Here is a 14,988-nt window from a genome sequence, read left to right as displayed (position 1 = left end):
TACGGTGGGGCGAGAAGGATCCGGATCCGAGGTCCGAGGAGGGAGCCAGCGATGATTCTGCTCCGTCGCCTGCTGGGTGACGTGCTGCGCCGACAGCGTCAGCGTCAAGGCCGCACCCTGCGCGAGGTCTCCTCCTCCGCCCGGGTGTCTCTCGGCTATTTGTCCGAGGTGGAGAGGGGGCAGAAGGAGGCTTCCTCCGAACTGCTCTCGGCGATCTGCGATGCGCTGGACGTACGGATGTCCGAGCTCATGCGGGAGGTCAGCGATGAGCTGGCGCTCGCGGAGCTGGCCCGGTCCGCGGCCGCGAGCGAGCCGGTGCCGACGCCGGTGCGTCCCACGTTCAACGCCGTGTCCGTCACTTCGCTGACGGGCGTTCCCGAAGAGCGCGTGACGATCAAGGCTCCGGCGGAGGCCGTGGATGTCGTAGCGGCCTGACCGCACGGTTTCAGGCATGAAGAAAACCCTGGTGGGCACTCGCCCGCCGGGGTTTTCGTGTTGCCGTGGGGCAGTACGGAGACTCCCGTCCGAACTGCGGCTTTTCTGGTCATGAGGCATCGTTTGTACGATGGCCAAAACGGACCACTCGCTTTGAAACGGGAGTAATGCATGCCTGTCGTCAACAGCACGCTGTCCGAGAGCGACCGCAAGACGGTCGGCGACGCGCTTCAGGGCGCGCTGGTGGATCTGGTCGACCTGTCGCTGCTCGCCAAGCAGGTCCACTGGAACGTCGTCGGCCCGCGCTTCCGGTCCGTCCACCTCCAGCTCGACGATGTCGTCGCCAGCGCGCGCGGCCACGCCGACACGGTGGCCGAGCGGGCCTCCGCACTCGGTGTGAACCCCGACGGCCGCGCGGAAACGGTCGCCAAGACGAGCGGGATCGACGCCGTCGACGCCGGCTGGATCAAGGACAACGACGCCGTGGGCACCCTCGTACGGGCGCTCGGCGCCGTCATCGAGCGGATGCGGGAACGCATCATCGCCACCGACAAGCCCGACCCCGTCACCCAGGACCTCCTGATCGGGCTCACCGCCGATCTGGAGAAGCACCACTGGATGTTCCAGGCCGAGGCGGCCTGACGGGGCCCGAGGGCGGTCCGACGGGCCCTGCTGCGGCCTGATGACTGCCTGAGGGCGACCTGAAAAGGTGCTTTCCGGTGGCCCCGATCGCTTCCGACCCGTAGTGCCGGTGGCTGACCGCTGCCGGACAGCCGGTGACAGACTCCGGAGCCGGGTCGGACCGGTCGGGAACGGTTCCGTCCGAGCGCGTGTCGTGCGTTGCGGAACGCGCCGTTCGTGCCCCGGTGCGCCCTCCCGCCGGAGGGCCATGGCCGACTACCGTCGACCGGAGGAGGCAGTCATGGCATGGCGCGGCTTCTTCTCCCGGCACCCGGTCCGGGGCGCGGGCGCCGGACCGCCCGGGACACCGGGCCGCGGCAGGGTGGGGGCGCCGGGCCGCGGCCCGGTGGGCGGTGCGGTGGTAATGCTCCGCCAGGTGCCGGGCCGCTGGGCCGCCGCGGTGCTCTTCGGGGTGCTGTGGTGGTGGGCCGTGCTGCGACTGCTCTTCTGGCCCGAGGGAGCGGGGGTCGTGGAAGGTGCGATGGCCGCGGGCGGCTGGGGTCTGAGCCTGCTGCCGGTGCACTGCGTACCGCGTCGGGCGCGCCGAGGTGGGGGGCGCGTCGGCGCGGCGGGCTGGCACACGCGCGGCGGCTGCGTGGGTGCCCCGAACGACTCCGCTCTCACGGCGCGGCTCACGAGGGCGTGGCGGCACGGGCGGTGGGGACGCTCGTGAAGCGTCCCGCTTCCGGCCCGAGGGGCGTCCGGCCCTGAAGGGCCTCCGGTCCTGAGACGCGTTCGGTCCTGAGAGGCGTCCAGCCGTCTCTTGCGTCAGGGAGCCCTTGCGCCATCGGAGTCCTTGCGTCAGGACATCGCGTCCGTAGGGGGATCGGGCTGGCAGCGCGGGCACCAGTACGTGACGCGGGCCTGTGGCCCCGGGGCCTGGTCCGCGACCAGGATCGGCGTCTCGCAGCGCAGACAGGGGCGGCCGGCGCGGCCGTACACCCACAGGCGGCGGTCCGGGCGCGCGCTGGGCGTGGTCGTACGGGCGAGCCGCCGTTTGTTCGCCTCCAGCAGCCGCTTCGCCAGCGAGACCGCCCGGTCGGGGCGTGGCAGCGCGCCCACCGGCAGCCAGGGCGAAGCGCGCAGCAGGAAGCACAGCTCGCACTTGAAGACGTTCCCGATCCCGGCCAGATTGCGCTGGTCCAGCAGCGCCTCGCCGAGCGCCCGGTCCGGGTCGGCCAGCAGCCGCCGCAGCGCCTCGTCCGGGTCCCAGTCCGGGCCGAGCAGGTCCGGGCCGAGATGGCCGACGACGCTGTCCTCGTCGGCGGTGCGCAGCAGCTCCAGTACGGGCAGGCGGTAGCCGACAGCGGTGCTCTCCGCCGTGGCCAGCACGGCGCGGATCTGGTGGTCGGGACCGCCGCGCCAGCGCTCGCCCGCGCCGTACACCCGCCAGGCACCGTCCATCCGCAGGTGCGAGTGGAGCGTCAGGCCGCCGTCGACGCGGGTGAGGAGGTGCTTGCCGCGCGGCAGTACCTCCTGGACGGAGCGCCCGGCGAGGTCGGTCGTGGCCAGTTTCGGTACGCGCAGGTCGGTACGGGTCAGCCGCCGCCCGGCCAGTGCCTCGTGCAGCTCGGCGGCGGCCCGCCAGACGGTGTCGCCTTCGGGCATGGCTCCATCATGCCGTGCGCGGCGCACGGGGCGGCGCGAGAGCATGCCGTGCGCGGCGCACGGGGCACGGGGCACGGGGCGCGAGAGTATGTCGTGCGTGGCGCACGGGAAGCGCGAGCCGCGTCACTTCTGCCCCTCCCCGGCTCGCCGCGCCCTCATATCCGCAGCCGCAGCCCCCTCGGTGTCGCGTGGAAGCCCGCGGCCTCCAGTTCGGCGGCCAGCGGCGAGGTGAGCGCCGAGGAGCCGTTGATGCGCTCGATGGTGAGCGCGCCCACGAAGCCGTTCCGCACCGCGGCCGCGAGCGCTTCGAAGGCGAGCCGCACCCGGGCCCCGCCGCTCTCGTCACCGGCCTGCCAGGCCAGCAGGGTCTTGCCGCCGCGCTCCATGTAGACCGCCAGCTCGCCGTCGACCACGACGACCAGCGAGCCCGCTTTGCGCCCCGGCTTGTGGGACGAGCCCTCCGGCGGCTCCGGCCAGGGCAGTGCGGCGCCGTACGCGTTGGCCGGGTCCGCGGCGGCCAGGACGACCGCCCGCGGCGTGCCGCCGCCGCGGGCCGGTCCCGCCGGCTGCCAGGAGCCGCCGGGCGCGGTCTCCTCGGCCGTACGGTCCCGGCTCGTACTGACCGCGCGCAGCCGGTCCACCGCGCCGTCCATCGCGAACTGGGCAGCGCCCAGCCCCTCGACGACGTACCCGCGGCGGGCCTGGCCGGTCTCCTCGAAGGCGGACAGCACCCGGTACGCCGCGGAGAAGCCGCCTTCGACACCCTCGGCCGCCACCGCGCCCCGGGTGACGATCCCGTGCCGGTCCAGGAGCGTGTGGGCCAGCGCGTGTGCCCGGTGGGTGGGGTCCGGCTCCAGTACGGGCAGCAGCGACCAGCGTCCGGCCACCGTGGGCGGCCCGGAGCGGGACGCGGTGGGGCGGCCCGTCCGGCCGGTGGCGGCGGTGAGGCCGCCGTACCGGCCGCGCGGGGTGGCGCGGCGGGCGCGGTGCGCGGTGGCCCCGGCCGTCCGGCCCGAGCCGAGCAGCGAGCGGAGCGGCGCCAGGGTGTCGTTGGTCAGCCGCCCGGACCAGGCCAGGTCCCAGACGGCGTCGGCCAGTTGGGGATCGGTGACCTCCGGATGCGTCGTGGCGCGCACCTGGTCGGCGAGCTGACGGAAGAACAGGCCGTACCCGGGCGCGAGGGCGTCCAGTACGGACTGGTGGAGCGGCGTCACCTCGAAGGGGTGCGGCTGCGGCAGCAGAAGCGGCGCGGTGTCGGCCGGATACAGGGCGATCCAGCCGTCCTTCCCGGGCAGCGCGCCGGCGCCCGCCCACAGGACCTCGCCCGTGGAGGTCAGCTCGTCCAGCAGGGCGGGGGAGTAGCCCGACACCCGGGACGGCAGGACGAGCCGCTCCAGGGCCGAGGCGGGCACCGGCGCGCCCTGCAACTGCTCGACGGCGCGCATCAGTCCGTCGATGCCGCGCAGCCCCTGGCCGCCGACGCTCTGCCACTGCGGCAGGAAGGCGGCCAGCGCGGGCGGCGGCACCGGCTCCAGCTCGTGCCGCAGCGCGGCCAGCGACCGCCGCCGCAGCCGCCGCAGCACCTGCGCGTCGCACCACTCCTGGTGCACCCCGGACGGCGCGAACTCGCCCTGGACGACCCGGCCGGCGGCCGCGAGGCGGTGCAGCGCCCCGTCGGTGACGGCCGTGCCGAGGCCGAAGCGGGCGGCGGCCTGCTCGGAGGTGAACGGGCCGTGCGTGCGCGCATAGCGGGACAGCAGGTCGCCGAGCGGGTCCTTGACCGGCTCCATGAAGGACTCCGGGACGCCCACGGGCAGCGCCGTACCGAGGGCGTCGCGCAGCCGCCCGGCGTCCTCGATCGCGGCCCAGTGCTCGGCGCCCGCCACCCGCACCCGGATGGCGCGCCGGGCCGCGCCCAGCTCCGCAGCCCACGCGGGATCCGCGCCGCGCTCGGCCAGTTCGGCGTCGGTCAGCGGCCCGAGCAGCCGCAGCAGGTCGGCGACGCCCTCGGCGTCCTTGACCTTGCGGTCGTCGGTAAGCCACTGCAGCTCGCGCTCCAGGTCGGCGAGGACCTCCGGGTCCAGCAGCTCGCGCAGGTCGGCCTGGCCCAGCAGCTCGGCGAGCAGCCGGGAGTCGAGCGAGAGGGCCGCGGCGCGGCGCTCGGCCAGGGGGGAGTCGCCCTCGTACAGGAACTGCGCCACGTACCCGAAGAGCAGCGACCGGGCGAACGGCGAGGGCTCCTGGGTGGTCACCTCCACGAGCCGGACGCGGCGCGACTCGATGTCCCCCATCAGCTCGGCCAGGCCGGGGACGTCGAACACGTCCTGCAAACACTCGCGGATGGCTTCGAGGACGATCGGGAAGGACCCGAACTCGCTCGCCACCTGGAGCAGTTGCGCGGCGCGCTGGCGCTGCTGCCACAGGGGCGTGCGCTTGCCGGGATTGCGCCGCGGCAGCAGCAGGGCGCGTGCCGCGCACTCCCGGAAGCGTGCGGCGAACAGCGCCGAGCCGCCCACCTGGTCGGTGACGACCTGGTCGACCTCGCCCTTGTCGAACACGACATCGGCGGCGCCCACCGGCGACTGGTCGGGGTCGAACTCCGCGCCCGCCGCGTCCGGATCGGTGTCCAGCAGGTCCAGGCCCATCAGGTCCGCGTCCGGCAGCCGCAGGACGATGCCGTCGTCGGCGTGCATCACCTGCGCGTCCATGCCGTACCGCTCGGTCAGCCGGGCGCCCAGGGCCAGCGCCCAGGGGGCGTGCACCTGCGCGCCGAACGGCGAGTGCACCACCACTCGCCAGTCGCCCAGCTCGTCCCGGAAGCGCTCGACGACGATCGTGCGGTCGTCGGGGACGTGGCCGCACGCCTCGCGCTGCTCGGCGAGGTAACTCAGGACGTTGCCCGCGGCCCAGTCGTCCAGCCCGGCGGCCGACAGCCGGGCCCGGGCCGCCTCCGGGGCCAGCGCGCCGATCTCGCGGAGGTACGCGCCGAGCGCCCGGCCCAGCTCCAGGGGACGGCCGAGCTGGTCGCCCTTCCAGAAGGGCAGCCGGCCGGGCACTCCGGGGGCGGGGGAGACCAGCACCCGGTCCCGGGTGATGTCCTCGATGCGCCAGGAGGTCGTGCCGAGCGTGAAGACGTCGCCGACCCGCGACTCGTACACCATCTCCTCGTCCAGCTCCCCGACGCGGCCGCCGCCCTTCTTGGGGTCGGCGCCCGCCAGGAAGACCCCGAAGAGGCCGCGGTCGGGGATCGTGCCGCCCGAGGTGACGGCGAGCCGCTGGGCACCGGGCCGGCCCGTGACGGTGTTCGCGACCCGGTCCCACACGATGCGCGGCCGCAGCTCGGCGAACGCGTCGGAGGGATACCGGCCCGCCAGCATGTCCAGCACGCCGCTGTACGCCGACTCCGGGAGCGCCGCGAACGGCGCGGCCCGCCGCACCACCGCCAGCAGCTCCTCGACGTCCCAGGCGTCCATCGAGACCATCGCGACCAGCTGCTGCGCCAGCACGTCCAGGGGGTTGGCCGGGACCCGCAGCGCCTCGATGGCGCCCGCGCGCATCCGCTCCGTGACCACCGCCGCCTGCACCAGGTCGCCGCGGTACTTCGGGAAGACCACACCCGTGGACACCGCGCCCACCTGATGGCCGGCGCGGCCCACCCGCTGCAGCCCGGACGCGACCGACGGCGGCGACTCCACCTGGACGACCAGGTCCACCGCGCCCATGTCGATGCCCAGCTCCAGGCTGGAGGTGGCCACCACGGCCGGCAGCCGGCCCGCCTTCAGGTCCTCCTCGACCTGGGCGCGCTGCTCCTTGGACACCGAGCCGTGGTGCGCCCTGGCCAGCACCGGAGGCGCGCCCTTCGCACCGCCGGACTGGGCCATCAGTTCGGCGGGGGAGTGGTCCTCGGGCATCGGCTCGCCCGTGGCACGCTCGTACGCGATCTCGTTCAGGCGGTTGCACAGGCGCTCCGCGAGGCGGCGCGAGTTCGCGAAGACGATCGTTGAACGATGCGCCTGTACGAGGTCGGCGATGCGCTCCTCGACGTGCGGCCAGATGGACGGCTTGTCACCGCCGGAGTCCCCGACGGGACCGGTCTCCTTCACGGGCGAGCCGCCCAGCTCCCCCAGGTCCTCGACCGGCACCACTACCGAGAGGTCGAACTCCTTCCCCGAGGGCGGCTGCACGATCTCCACCCGGCGGCGCGGCGACAGGTAGCGCGCGACCTCCTCCACGGGCCGGACCGTCGCCGAGAGTCCGATGCGGCGGGCCGGGCGGGGCAGCAGCTCGTCCAGGCGCTCCAGGGACAGCGCCAGATGCGCGCCGCGCTTCGTCCCCGCGACGGCGTGCACCTCGTCCAGGATCACCGTCTCCACGCCCGCCAGGGCATCCCGCGCCTGGGAGGTCAGCATCAGGAACAGCGACTCGGGGGTGGTGATCAGGATGTCCGGCGGGCGGTTCGCGAGGGAGCGGCGCTCGGCGGCGGGGGTGTCGCCGGAGCGGATGCCCACCCGGATGTCGGGCTCCGGCAGGCCGAGCCGGACGGACTCCTGGCGGATGCCGGTCAGCGGGGAGCGCAGATTGCGCTCGACGTCGACCGCGAGGGCCTTGAGCGGGGAGACGTACAGCACCCGGCAGCGCTTCTTGGGCTCGGCGGGCGGCGGGGTGCTCGCGAGGGAGTCCAGGGAGGCCAGGAAGGCCGCGAGGGTCTTGCCGGAGCCGGTCGGCGCGACGACCAGCACGTCGGAGCCCTCGCCGATGACCCGCCAGGCGCCGTCCTGCGCGGCGGTGGGCGCGTGGAAGGCCCCCGTGAACCAGCTTCTGGTCGCGGGGGAGAACGAATCGAGCGCGGTCCTCGCCATGACCCCATCGTGCCTCGGACCACTGACAATCGGCCGCCGACGGCCGTTCCGCAGGGCGGACGCGCAGGTCAGCGACGGCGCGCCCGGCGCAGAATGGAGGCATGGGGAGGAACGGGGGCGAGTGGGCGCGGCACTGGCGGTACGCCGGGCTGCCCGGACTCGATCTGCTCCGGGCCCGCTACGTCCGGCACGCCTTCCCGCGCCACAGCCATGAGGGCTTCGTGCTGGGCGCGGTCAGCGGCGGGATCGAGGAGGTCGGGCTGCCCGGGGGAACCGTACGGGCGGGCCACGGCAGCGTCGTCATGATCAACCCCGAGGTGCCGCACTCGGCGCGGGCAGGCGTCGACGAGGGGTGGTCGTACTCCACGCTCTACCCGTCCGCCGCCCTGATCGCGGAGATCGCCGCCGAGACCACCGCACTCCGCGGCACGCCCGGCTTCACCGAGTCCGTCGTCGACGATCCCCGCACCTCCCGGCTCATCCACGAGGTGCACCGGGCGGCGGAGGACGGCAACGCGCTGGCCGCCGACAGCCTGCTGAGGATCGCCGTGGCCCGGCTGCTGCGCAGGTACGGAGGGCCGCTGCCGGGCCTTACGCCCCGTGCGGCGGGTGCGGCCGGGGCGGCGCGGGCGCGGGAGATCCTGCAGGAGCGGCTGACGGACCCGCCGTCGCTGGAGCAGCTCGCCGCACAGCTGGGCACCAGCCCCTTCGCGCTGCTGCGCGCCTTCAAGAGGGCCTACGGAATGCCGCCGCACGCCTGGCTCACCGATGCGCGGGTGCGCCGCGCCCGGCACCTCCTGGACCGCGGCAGCACGCCCGCCGAGGCGGCGGTGGCCGTCGGCTTCACGGACCAGCCGCATCTGAACCGGCACTTCACGAGGATCGTCGGCGTACCGCCGGGTGCGTACCGGCGCGAGCGCGGCACCTCGTAGACGACGCCGCCTTCCCGGGGACAGCCGGCGGCGTGCAAGAACGTACAAGACCGCCGGGCGGTTCCTGCCTAGCGTGAGGCGCGTGACAGAACAGATCGAAGACACCGCACCGCCCGGGATACCGGGCGGAACGGCCGCCGCGCCCCCGGGCGCGGCGCCGCGCAAGTCCGACGCCGCCGTCATCAGGGACGCGCTCGGCGTCGGCGTCGCCGTCGGCCTCTCCGGCTTCGCCTTCGGCGTCACCTCGGCGGGCGCGGGCCTGAGCGTGCTGCAGAGCTGCCTGCTCAGCCTCCTCGTGTTCACCGGCGCCTCGCAGTTCGCGCTGGTCGGCGCGCTGGGCGCGGGCGGCAACCCGTTCGCCGCCGCGGCCGGCGCCTTCTTCCTGGGCGCCCGCAACGCCTTCTACGGGCTGCGGCTGTCCGGGCTGCTCGGCTATCGGGCGCTGCTGAAGCCGCTCGCCGCGCACTGGGTCATCGACGAGACGTCCGCCGTGACGCTCGCCCAGCCCGACCGGCGCAGCGCCCGCCTCGGCTTCACCGTCACCGGACTGACGCTCTACGTCCTGTGGAACCTCACCACGCTGGCCGGCGCGCTGGGCGCCGAAGCGCTCGGGGACACCGCCGCCTGGGGTCTGGACGCGGCCGGGCCCGCCGTCTTCCTGGCGCTGCTCGCGCCCATGCTGAAGACCACCGCGGAGCGCGCCGTGGCGGGCCTCGCGGTGGTCCTGATGCTGGTCACCCTGCCGGTACTGCCCGCGGGGGTGCCGGTGCTGGTCTCCGCGCTGGCCGCCCCCGCCGTACTGCTGGCGCAGGGCGCCCGCTCCCGTAGGACAGCGCGCGCACAGGAGGAGAGCCGGTGAACACCTGGATCGCGATCGGCGCCACCGCCGTCGGCTGCTACCTGCTGAAGTACGCGGGCCTGCTGGTGCCCGCCGGCCTTCTGGAGCGGCCTCTCGTGAAGCGGCTCGCCGCGCTGCTTCCGGTGGCCCTGCTGGCCGCCCTCACCGCGCAGCAGACCCTCAGCGAGGGGCACCACCTCGTGCTGGATGCCAGGGTGGCCGGTGTCGGCGCGGCGGCCCTCGCCCTAGTACTGCGCGCGCCGTTCCTGTTGGTGGTCGCGGCCGCCGTGGTGGTCACGGCGGGGGTACGGGCGCTCGGCGGCTGAGACGGCGAGGGCGGGCGCTCGGCGGCTGAGACGGCGAGGGCGGGCGCACCTTCGCCGGTACGCCCGCCCCGCCGCGCAGCCCGTACGCCCGCCCTCGCCGGCGCTCTACTCCGTGCCCAGCCGGCGCGCGTCCCCTTCCGGGCGCAGGAAGAGCGTGACCGCCACCCCGGCCGCCGTCACCAGTCCGGCCATCAGCACGTACGCGCCGAAGTACCCGGAGGCGACGGTTGTGCCCGCGTCCACGATGCGCCCCATGACGAGCGGCGCCAGCACGCCCGCCAGGGCGAACACGCACGTCAGCGCGCCCAGGGTGACGCCGCGCCGGTCGGCGGGGGAGATCCGGGAGACCGCGGTCGCCGCGACCGTGAGGATGACGTCGGTGACGGCCATCGGCCCGAGCAGCAGGACGATCTTCAGCCACAGCACGTCCGTCGCGGCGAACCCCACCATGGCCACGCCCGTGAGGACCATCATCAGGCCGGTCTTCACGCCGGAAGGCCAGGCGAGGCGCGGCGGCAGCCCGGCCGCTTCCCGCTTGACCGACCGCTGGACGAGCGCCCCGTGGGCCAGCATCGCGGCCCCCTTGGACAGCGCGGACAGCATGATCAGCAGGCTCGCGCCGCGCAACGAGAGCCCGCCCACCTCCTGGAAGTAGTCCGCCGACCAGGTCAGCCCGGCCGACAGCGTCCAGTACGCGGCGAAGGAGCCCAGCGCCGCGGCCAGCCAGGTCCCCGACAGCAGCAGCTTCCGGTACGGGACCCCGGCCACGGGGGCCGCGCCCGAGGAAACACGCTCCGGTGTGCGCCGCCCGCCCACCGGAGGCGCCAGCGGCCCCTCCTTCCCGTAGCGCAGCCACACCGCCGCCCAGAGGAGCCCGACGAGGCCGACGACCCCGAAGGCCCAGCGCCAGCCCCAGTGGTCGATGACCACGCCCAGAGTGGGCGCCGCGATCGCCACCCCGGCCGCCGCACCGGCCAGCAGCACCGCGGTCGGCAGCGTGCGGTCCTTCTGTTCGAACCAGCCGTACAGGTGGTGCAGCGCCACCGGGGACGCCGGCCCCTCCGCCGCACCCAACAGGACGCGCGTGACCACCAGCACTCCGAAGCCGGCCGCGCCGATCAGCATGGGCAGCTGCGCGGCCGACCACAGGAGCGCCATGCCCAGGAGCAGTACGGAGGTGCGCACGGTGCGGGTGAGGAACGAACCGGCCAGCGCCGCCAGGCTGAAGAGCGCGAAGAACGCCGAGGACGCCGTGCCGAACTGCTCCCGGGTGAGCCCGAGATCGTGCATCACCGGGTTCGCGGCCAGGCCCATGACCGTCTTGTCCGCGAAGTTCACCAGCATGAAGGCCAGCAGCAGCCATGTCGTGCGCCAGGCAGGACCCCGTACGGCGGCGGACGCGCCCGCTGCGACGGCCGGCGCGGACTCGGCGGCGGCCGTCACCGAACGGCCTCGGGCGCCGTCCCGCTGTCCGCCGCGGAGCCGCACGCGCAGCCGTCCTCGTCCGCCACGACGCCGACCGAGATGCGGCCCGCCGCCCGCCGACGGCCGCTCTCGCTGCGCGTCAGCTCCGTGGTGAGGTCGGACCCCTCGACGACGGCCGCCGACTCCGCAGCCGCCCACCGGAAGACGCCCCGGGCCATCGTGGAGGACTCGGCGGCGGCCCGCTTCGCGTACACCTCCGCGCGGACCCGGGCCACCTCGCGGTCCTCCGGCGCCGCCAGCGCCGCGGTCTCCGCCAGGTGCGAGGCCAGCCGCAGCTCCCCGCGGCCCAGCAGGTCGGCCGCCCGGTGCGCCAGTACGACGGCGCCGCCCGCCGCCTCCGCCAGCTCGGCGGCCAGCTCCGCTTCGGGCGCGGGCTTGAGGTGCGCCGGATTCTGGTCGTACCAGCCGCCCCACAGTCGCCACAGGTTGCGCACCACGAACTCCGGCTCGTCGTAAGCGGGATGGAGGTACGGCTTCGCCAGCAGCTCGGCCGGGACCTTGACGCCGTGCAGCACCTCGTCCAGGCGCAGCCCGGCGTTCATCAGCTCGCGCGTCTGGGTGCACAGCGACTCCAGCAGCTCGGCGCTGTCCCCGAGGGCCTGCGCGACCCGGGACGCGCCGACGATCGGCACGCCGTGCCCGGGGAGCAGTACCTCGGCACCCAGCTCCGCCATCGCGCGCAGCGCACGCGCCCAGTCCTCCGGGTAACGCTGCACCTTCTGGGGGTTGCCGGCGTTCGGCGAGTTCCAGATGAACAGGTCACCCGTGCACAGCGTCTTCAGCTCCGGAATCCACACGTAGGTGGCGTCGTCCGTCTCGCCGCGCGCATGGAAGAGCTCGAACGTCAGGTCCCCGTAGTGCAGCGTGAGCCGGTCCCGGTAAGTGGTGTCCGGGTAGCGGTAGCGGGTCGGCCAGTTGAGCGCCGGCACCCCGAACTGCCGCCGGTTGATCCAGGAGTTGTAGCCCGCCGTCTCCGTATAGCGGTCGAAGCGCGCGGCCACCGCCTCATGTGCCACCACCTCGGGAGCGGCCACGCCCCGCGCCCGCGCGTCCTCGTCGAACGGGCCGACCCCGAAGACGTGGTCCACGTGCCCGTGCGTGTAGACGATGCTGCGCACTTCTTTACGCGGTGCGTCGTCCGTTGCCGCGCCGAAAGCCGTCACCGCCGTGTGCAGTTGCCCGGCCGTGCGGACGTCCCCGGAATCCACCAGCACCAGTCCGTCCGACCCGGTGTCGAACACCGCCACGTTGGCGAACGCGGGCAGGAACCCGGTCCGCTCGCCGATGCGCACCAGAGCGTCCCCCGTGTACGCCCTGGAGAGGTGGGCGAGCAGGGTGTCCTGGCCCTGCCAGACACGGTCCACGTAGGCGAGATAGTCGTCGAGGCTGTGCTGCGTCATAGAAACGGCTCCTTACGAGGGACGGATGCCGGCCGGTACGCCGCGGGCCTTTCGCGGCCGGGCCACCGAGTCTGAGCCGCGTCCGGCCCTGACGACATCCGGCGCCGTCACACCGCCCCGGCGCCGGTACTGTGACGCGTCACAATTTCCGCCGCTCCTCCGGGGGCGGCGCGGGACCGCACCCGGAGGAAGGAGGCGCGCGTGCCGCTGTCCGAGGCAGCCCGTGACCTGGCCCTGCGCTGCGAGACACGGGTCAACGAACTGGCCCGCGAGATGTCCGGAGACGTGTTCGCACATCTCCCCGGATACGCCGAGCTGCCCGACGACATGAAGGACGTCGAGATCGCGGCCACCGCACGGCACGGGCTGCGCCTCTTCATGCGGCGAGCCCGCGGCGAGGGCGGCCGCCGCGGCGACCATGCCCTCTTCAGGCAGCGCGCGGCGCAGCGCGCGGAGGAGGGGCTGCCGCTGCACCTGTTGCTGCGCACCCACGCGCTGGGCACCTACGCCCTCTGGCGGACGCTGCGCGAGGAGGCCCGTCCCGGTGAGGAGGCCGCCCTCACCGAGCTGGCCGACTTCCTCCTCCGCAACCAGGACGGCGTCATGGGGGCGGTCGCCGAGACCTACCTCGACGAACGCGCCGCGCTGGACGCCGAACGGCGCGAGGAACGGCGCACACTCGCGCGTGCCCTGATCGACGGCGCGCCCGCCGCCGACCGGGACGCGCTGGCGGAACGGGGCCTGGACGGCCCCGTCACGGTCCTCGCGCTGCGCCTCCCGCCGGCCGGCGGTCCCGCGCCCGCGCCGATCGCGGTCCGCCGCGGCCTGCGGCGCCTGCAGACCGCCCTGGAACGCGAATTCGGCACCGACGTACTCCTCAGCCTGGACGCCGCGGGCGGCCACGCGCTCGTACCGGGCGCACCGGAGCCCGAGGACGGCCTCGCCCGGCGGCTGGCCCGCGCGTACGGCGGCCCGGTGCGCTGTGCCGCCGCACGGTCCGAGAGCCCCGAGGGCGTCCCGTACGCCGCGCGTACGGCCTCCGAGGTGATCCGCATCGCGCACGCCTCCGGACGGCCCCCGGAGCTCCACCGGCTCGCCGACGTGCTGCTCGAGTTCCACCTCTCGCGCCGCGACGAGAGCAGCCCGATGATCGCCGCCCTCCTCGACCCGCTCGACGGCCGCCCCGAACTCACCGACACCCTGCGCGCCCACCTGGAGACGCGCCAGGACCGCCGCGCGACCGCACGGGCACTCGGGCTGCACCCGAACACCGTCGACAACCGCCTCGCCCGCATCGCCGAACTCACCGGCATCGACCTGGCCTCCCCACGGGGCACCACCCTGGCCCTGTGCGCGCTGCTCCTCAGAGACAGCGCCCAGGACAGCGCTCCGGAACCGCCTTCAGGGACGCCGCTCCCCGGCCGCTCGCCCTCGGGGGCGGATCACCCGATGTCGCGCCCGTAGGCGCGCAGCGTCCGCAGGGCCTTGAGGGTCACCATCGGGCGGCACTCCAACGTGGTGCTCGGCGCCCACGCCCGCCAGTTCACCGGCCAGCCGCCGTCCTCCTCCTGGAGGGCGGCGAGGTGGTCCAGTGCCCGGTCCATCTCCGCGTCCGTGAACCAGCCGCGCGCCGGGGACGCCGGCGTGGGCGCGTAGTCGTACGCGAAGTGGTGCTCCCCGGGCGCGTACCCCTCCGCCACCGGGATCTCGTGCGCCCGCTCGGGCTCCACGACGACCAGCCCCTGCTCCCGTACGAGCCTGCCCAGCCGCTCGGCGGCGGCCGCGGCGCGCGCCCGGTCCGGCACGCCCGCCAGGAACCCCAGTGCGGCCTCCGCGCCGTACGGGTGCGTCTTCTCCAGGGATTCCACCGCCTGCCAGCAGTAGTCCGTCGCCCGGAACAGCCAGGCGTGCCACACCTCGTTCCGGTGCAGCAGCCCGACCACCGGGCCGGTCGCCAGCAGATCGCTCGGCGGATCGTCCACCACCGGGATCCAGGGCGCCGCCGGATAGCCGCGCAACGAAGGGTGCAGGGCGGGCAGGGCACCTTCGGGGGTGGAGATCTGCGTCAGGTAGCGGCAGACCTGTTCCACCCGGCGGCCCTCGCAGCGCCCGATGGCGTCCAGTACCGCGAGGGCGTGCGCGGTGTGCAGCGGCTGGCTCACCGGACCGCGCAGGTCCGGCTCCAGGGCGTGCCCGTACCCGTTGTCGTCGTTGCGGTAGGCGTCGAGCGCGGTCTCGACGGCGTCCGCGCTGCCGCCCAGGAAGTGATGTTCGAAGCGGCGCTGTTCCAGGACCCGCGCGGTGAGCCAGATGAAGCGCTCGGCGCGCGCCAGAGGGGTCGTCGGTGGGCTTGCGGTTCCGTCCATGGCCCGACGGTAGGACGGAACCCGCGGCCGGTCAGCGGCTCGCGCACGGCTGCACTCT

Annotated in this window: 12 protein-coding genes; 7 read left to right on the top strand and 5 right to left on the bottom strand. The window is 74.5% G+C overall.

Annotated elements, in window-relative coordinates; all coding sequences use genetic code 11:
- Window positions 1-51 precede the first annotated feature (51 nt).
- The 3 genes from ACIGXO_RS07920 (at window position 52) to ACIGXO_RS07910 (ending at window position 1,789) form a co-directional block, all read left to right on the top strand.
- Window positions 52-435 (top strand): helix-turn-helix domain-containing protein, encoded by a 384-nt coding sequence (locus tag ACIGXO_RS07920; protein ID WP_030260616.1) that lies wholly within the window; start codon window positions 52-54, stop codon window positions 433-435.
- A 171-nt stretch (window positions 436-606) separates the two neighbouring features.
- Window positions 607-1,077 (top strand): Dps family protein, encoded by a 471-nt coding sequence (locus ACIGXO_RS07915; protein ID WP_399781881.1) that lies wholly within the window; start codon window positions 607-609, stop codon window positions 1,075-1,077.
- A 280-nt stretch (window positions 1,078-1,357) separates the two neighbouring features.
- Window positions 1,358-1,789, top strand: a complete 432-nt coding sequence (locus ACIGXO_RS07910) for a hypothetical protein (protein ID WP_399781878.1) — start codon at window positions 1,358-1,360, stop codon at window positions 1,787-1,789.
- A 128-nt stretch (window positions 1,790-1,917) separates the two neighbouring features.
- Here the strand turns inward: ACIGXO_RS07910 and ACIGXO_RS07905 are convergent, their stop codons facing one another.
- Both ACIGXO_RS07905 and ACIGXO_RS07900 read right to left on the bottom strand, forming a co-directional pair.
- A complete protein-coding gene (locus ACIGXO_RS07905) occupies window positions 1,918-2,724 on the bottom strand; it encodes a DNA-formamidopyrimidine glycosylase family protein (protein ID WP_399781875.1) in 807 nt (268 codons plus the stop codon).
- A 155-nt stretch (window positions 2,725-2,879) separates the two neighbouring features.
- Window positions 2,880-7,583 carry an ATP-dependent helicase gene (locus ACIGXO_RS07900; protein ID WP_399781872.1) on the bottom strand — a complete coding sequence of 1,568 codons (4,704 nt, stop codon included), beginning with the start codon at window positions 7,581-7,583 and terminating at the stop codon, window positions 2,880-2,882.
- Between the two features lie 101 nt (window positions 7,584-7,684).
- Here ACIGXO_RS07900 and ACIGXO_RS07895 point away from each other — a divergent pair, with 101 nt between their 5' ends.
- From ACIGXO_RS07895 to ACIGXO_RS07885, 3 genes are all read left to right on the top strand, one after another.
- Window positions 7,685-8,515 carry an AraC family transcriptional regulator gene (locus tag ACIGXO_RS07895; protein ID WP_399781869.1) on the top strand — a complete coding sequence of 277 codons (831 nt, stop codon included), beginning with the start codon at window positions 7,685-7,687 and terminating at the stop codon, window positions 8,513-8,515.
- A 73-nt stretch (window positions 8,516-8,588) separates the two neighbouring features.
- Window positions 8,589-9,374 (top strand): AzlC family ABC transporter permease, encoded by a 786-nt coding sequence (locus ACIGXO_RS07890; RefSeq protein ID WP_399781866.1) that lies wholly within the window; start codon window positions 8,589-8,591, stop codon window positions 9,372-9,374.
- A complete protein-coding gene (locus tag ACIGXO_RS07885) occupies window positions 9,371-9,679 on the top strand; it encodes an AzlD domain-containing protein (protein ID WP_399781863.1) in 309 nt (102 codons plus the stop codon). Before ACIGXO_RS07890 ends, ACIGXO_RS07885 begins: the two co-directional genes overlap by 4 nt.
- Before the next feature lie 105 nt (window positions 9,680-9,784).
- On the opposite strand, the gene ACIGXO_RS07880 is transcribed toward ACIGXO_RS07885, so the two are convergent.
- Together ACIGXO_RS07880 and ACIGXO_RS07875 are read right to left on the bottom strand one after the other, a co-directional pair.
- On the bottom strand, window positions 9,785-11,167 hold the full coding sequence (locus ACIGXO_RS07880; protein WP_399781860.1) for an MFS transporter: 1,383 nt from the start codon (window positions 11,165-11,167) through the stop codon (window positions 9,785-9,787).
- Window positions 11,119-12,564 (bottom strand): alkyl sulfatase dimerization domain-containing protein, encoded by a 1,446-nt coding sequence (locus tag ACIGXO_RS07875; protein WP_399781858.1) that lies wholly within the window; start codon window positions 12,562-12,564, stop codon window positions 11,119-11,121. Before ACIGXO_RS07875 ends, ACIGXO_RS07880 begins: the two co-directional genes overlap by 49 nt.
- 201 nt (window positions 12,565-12,765) lie before the next feature.
- Between ACIGXO_RS07875 and ACIGXO_RS07870 the strand changes: the two genes are divergently transcribed.
- Entirely contained in the window at window positions 12,766-14,028 is a 1,263-nt protein-coding gene (locus ACIGXO_RS07870) for a PucR family transcriptional regulator (protein ID WP_399781855.1), read from the top strand.
- Here the strand turns inward: ACIGXO_RS07870 and ACIGXO_RS07865 are convergent.
- Window positions 14,007-14,930, bottom strand: a complete 924-nt coding sequence (locus ACIGXO_RS07865; RefSeq protein ID WP_399781852.1) for a hypothetical protein — start codon at window positions 14,928-14,930, stop codon at window positions 14,007-14,009. The two genes, ACIGXO_RS07870 and ACIGXO_RS07865, sit on opposite strands and share 22 nt — an antisense overlap.
- Window positions 14,931-14,988: the final 58 nt, after the last annotated feature.

Origin of the sequence: Streptomyces sp. NPDC053542 (assembly GCF_044544685.1) — a bacterium.
Taxonomy (GTDB): domain Bacteria; phylum Actinomycetota; class Actinomycetes; order Streptomycetales; family Streptomycetaceae; genus Streptomyces.
The sequence above is the reverse complement of the archived record's forward strand: the minus strand, read 5'-3'. Positions and strand labels throughout refer to the sequence as shown.

Bases quoted from the DNA above. Each gene is read 5' to 3' on its own strand.
- ACIGXO_RS07910 (WP_399781878.1), top strand. From the start codon at position 1,358: ATGGCATGGCGCGGCTTCTTCTCCCGGCACCCGGTCCGGGGCGCGGGC.
- ACIGXO_RS07905 (WP_399781875.1), bottom strand. From the start codon at position 2,724: ATGCCCGAAGGCGACACCGTCTGGCGGGCCGCCGCCGAGCTGCACGAG.
- ACIGXO_RS07895 (WP_399781869.1), top strand. From the start codon at position 7,685: ATGGGGAGGAACGGGGGCGAGTGGGCGCGGCACTGGCGGTACGCCGGG.
- ACIGXO_RS07920 (WP_030260616.1), top strand. From the start codon at position 52: ATGATTCTGCTCCGTCGCCTGCTGGGTGACGTGCTGCGCCGACAGCGT.
- ACIGXO_RS07915 (WP_399781881.1), top strand. From the start codon at position 607: ATGCCTGTCGTCAACAGCACGCTGTCCGAGAGCGACCGCAAGACGGTC.
- ACIGXO_RS07865 (WP_399781852.1), bottom strand. From the start codon at position 14,930: ATGGACGGAACCGCAAGCCCACCGACGACCCCTCTGGCGCGCGCCGAG.
- ACIGXO_RS07875 (WP_399781858.1), bottom strand. From the start codon at position 12,564: ATGACGCAGCACAGCCTCGACGACTATCTCGCCTACGTGGACCGTGTC.
- ACIGXO_RS07900 (WP_399781872.1), bottom strand. From the start codon at position 7,583: ATGGCGAGGACCGCGCTCGATTCGTTCTCCCCCGCGACCAGAAGCTGG.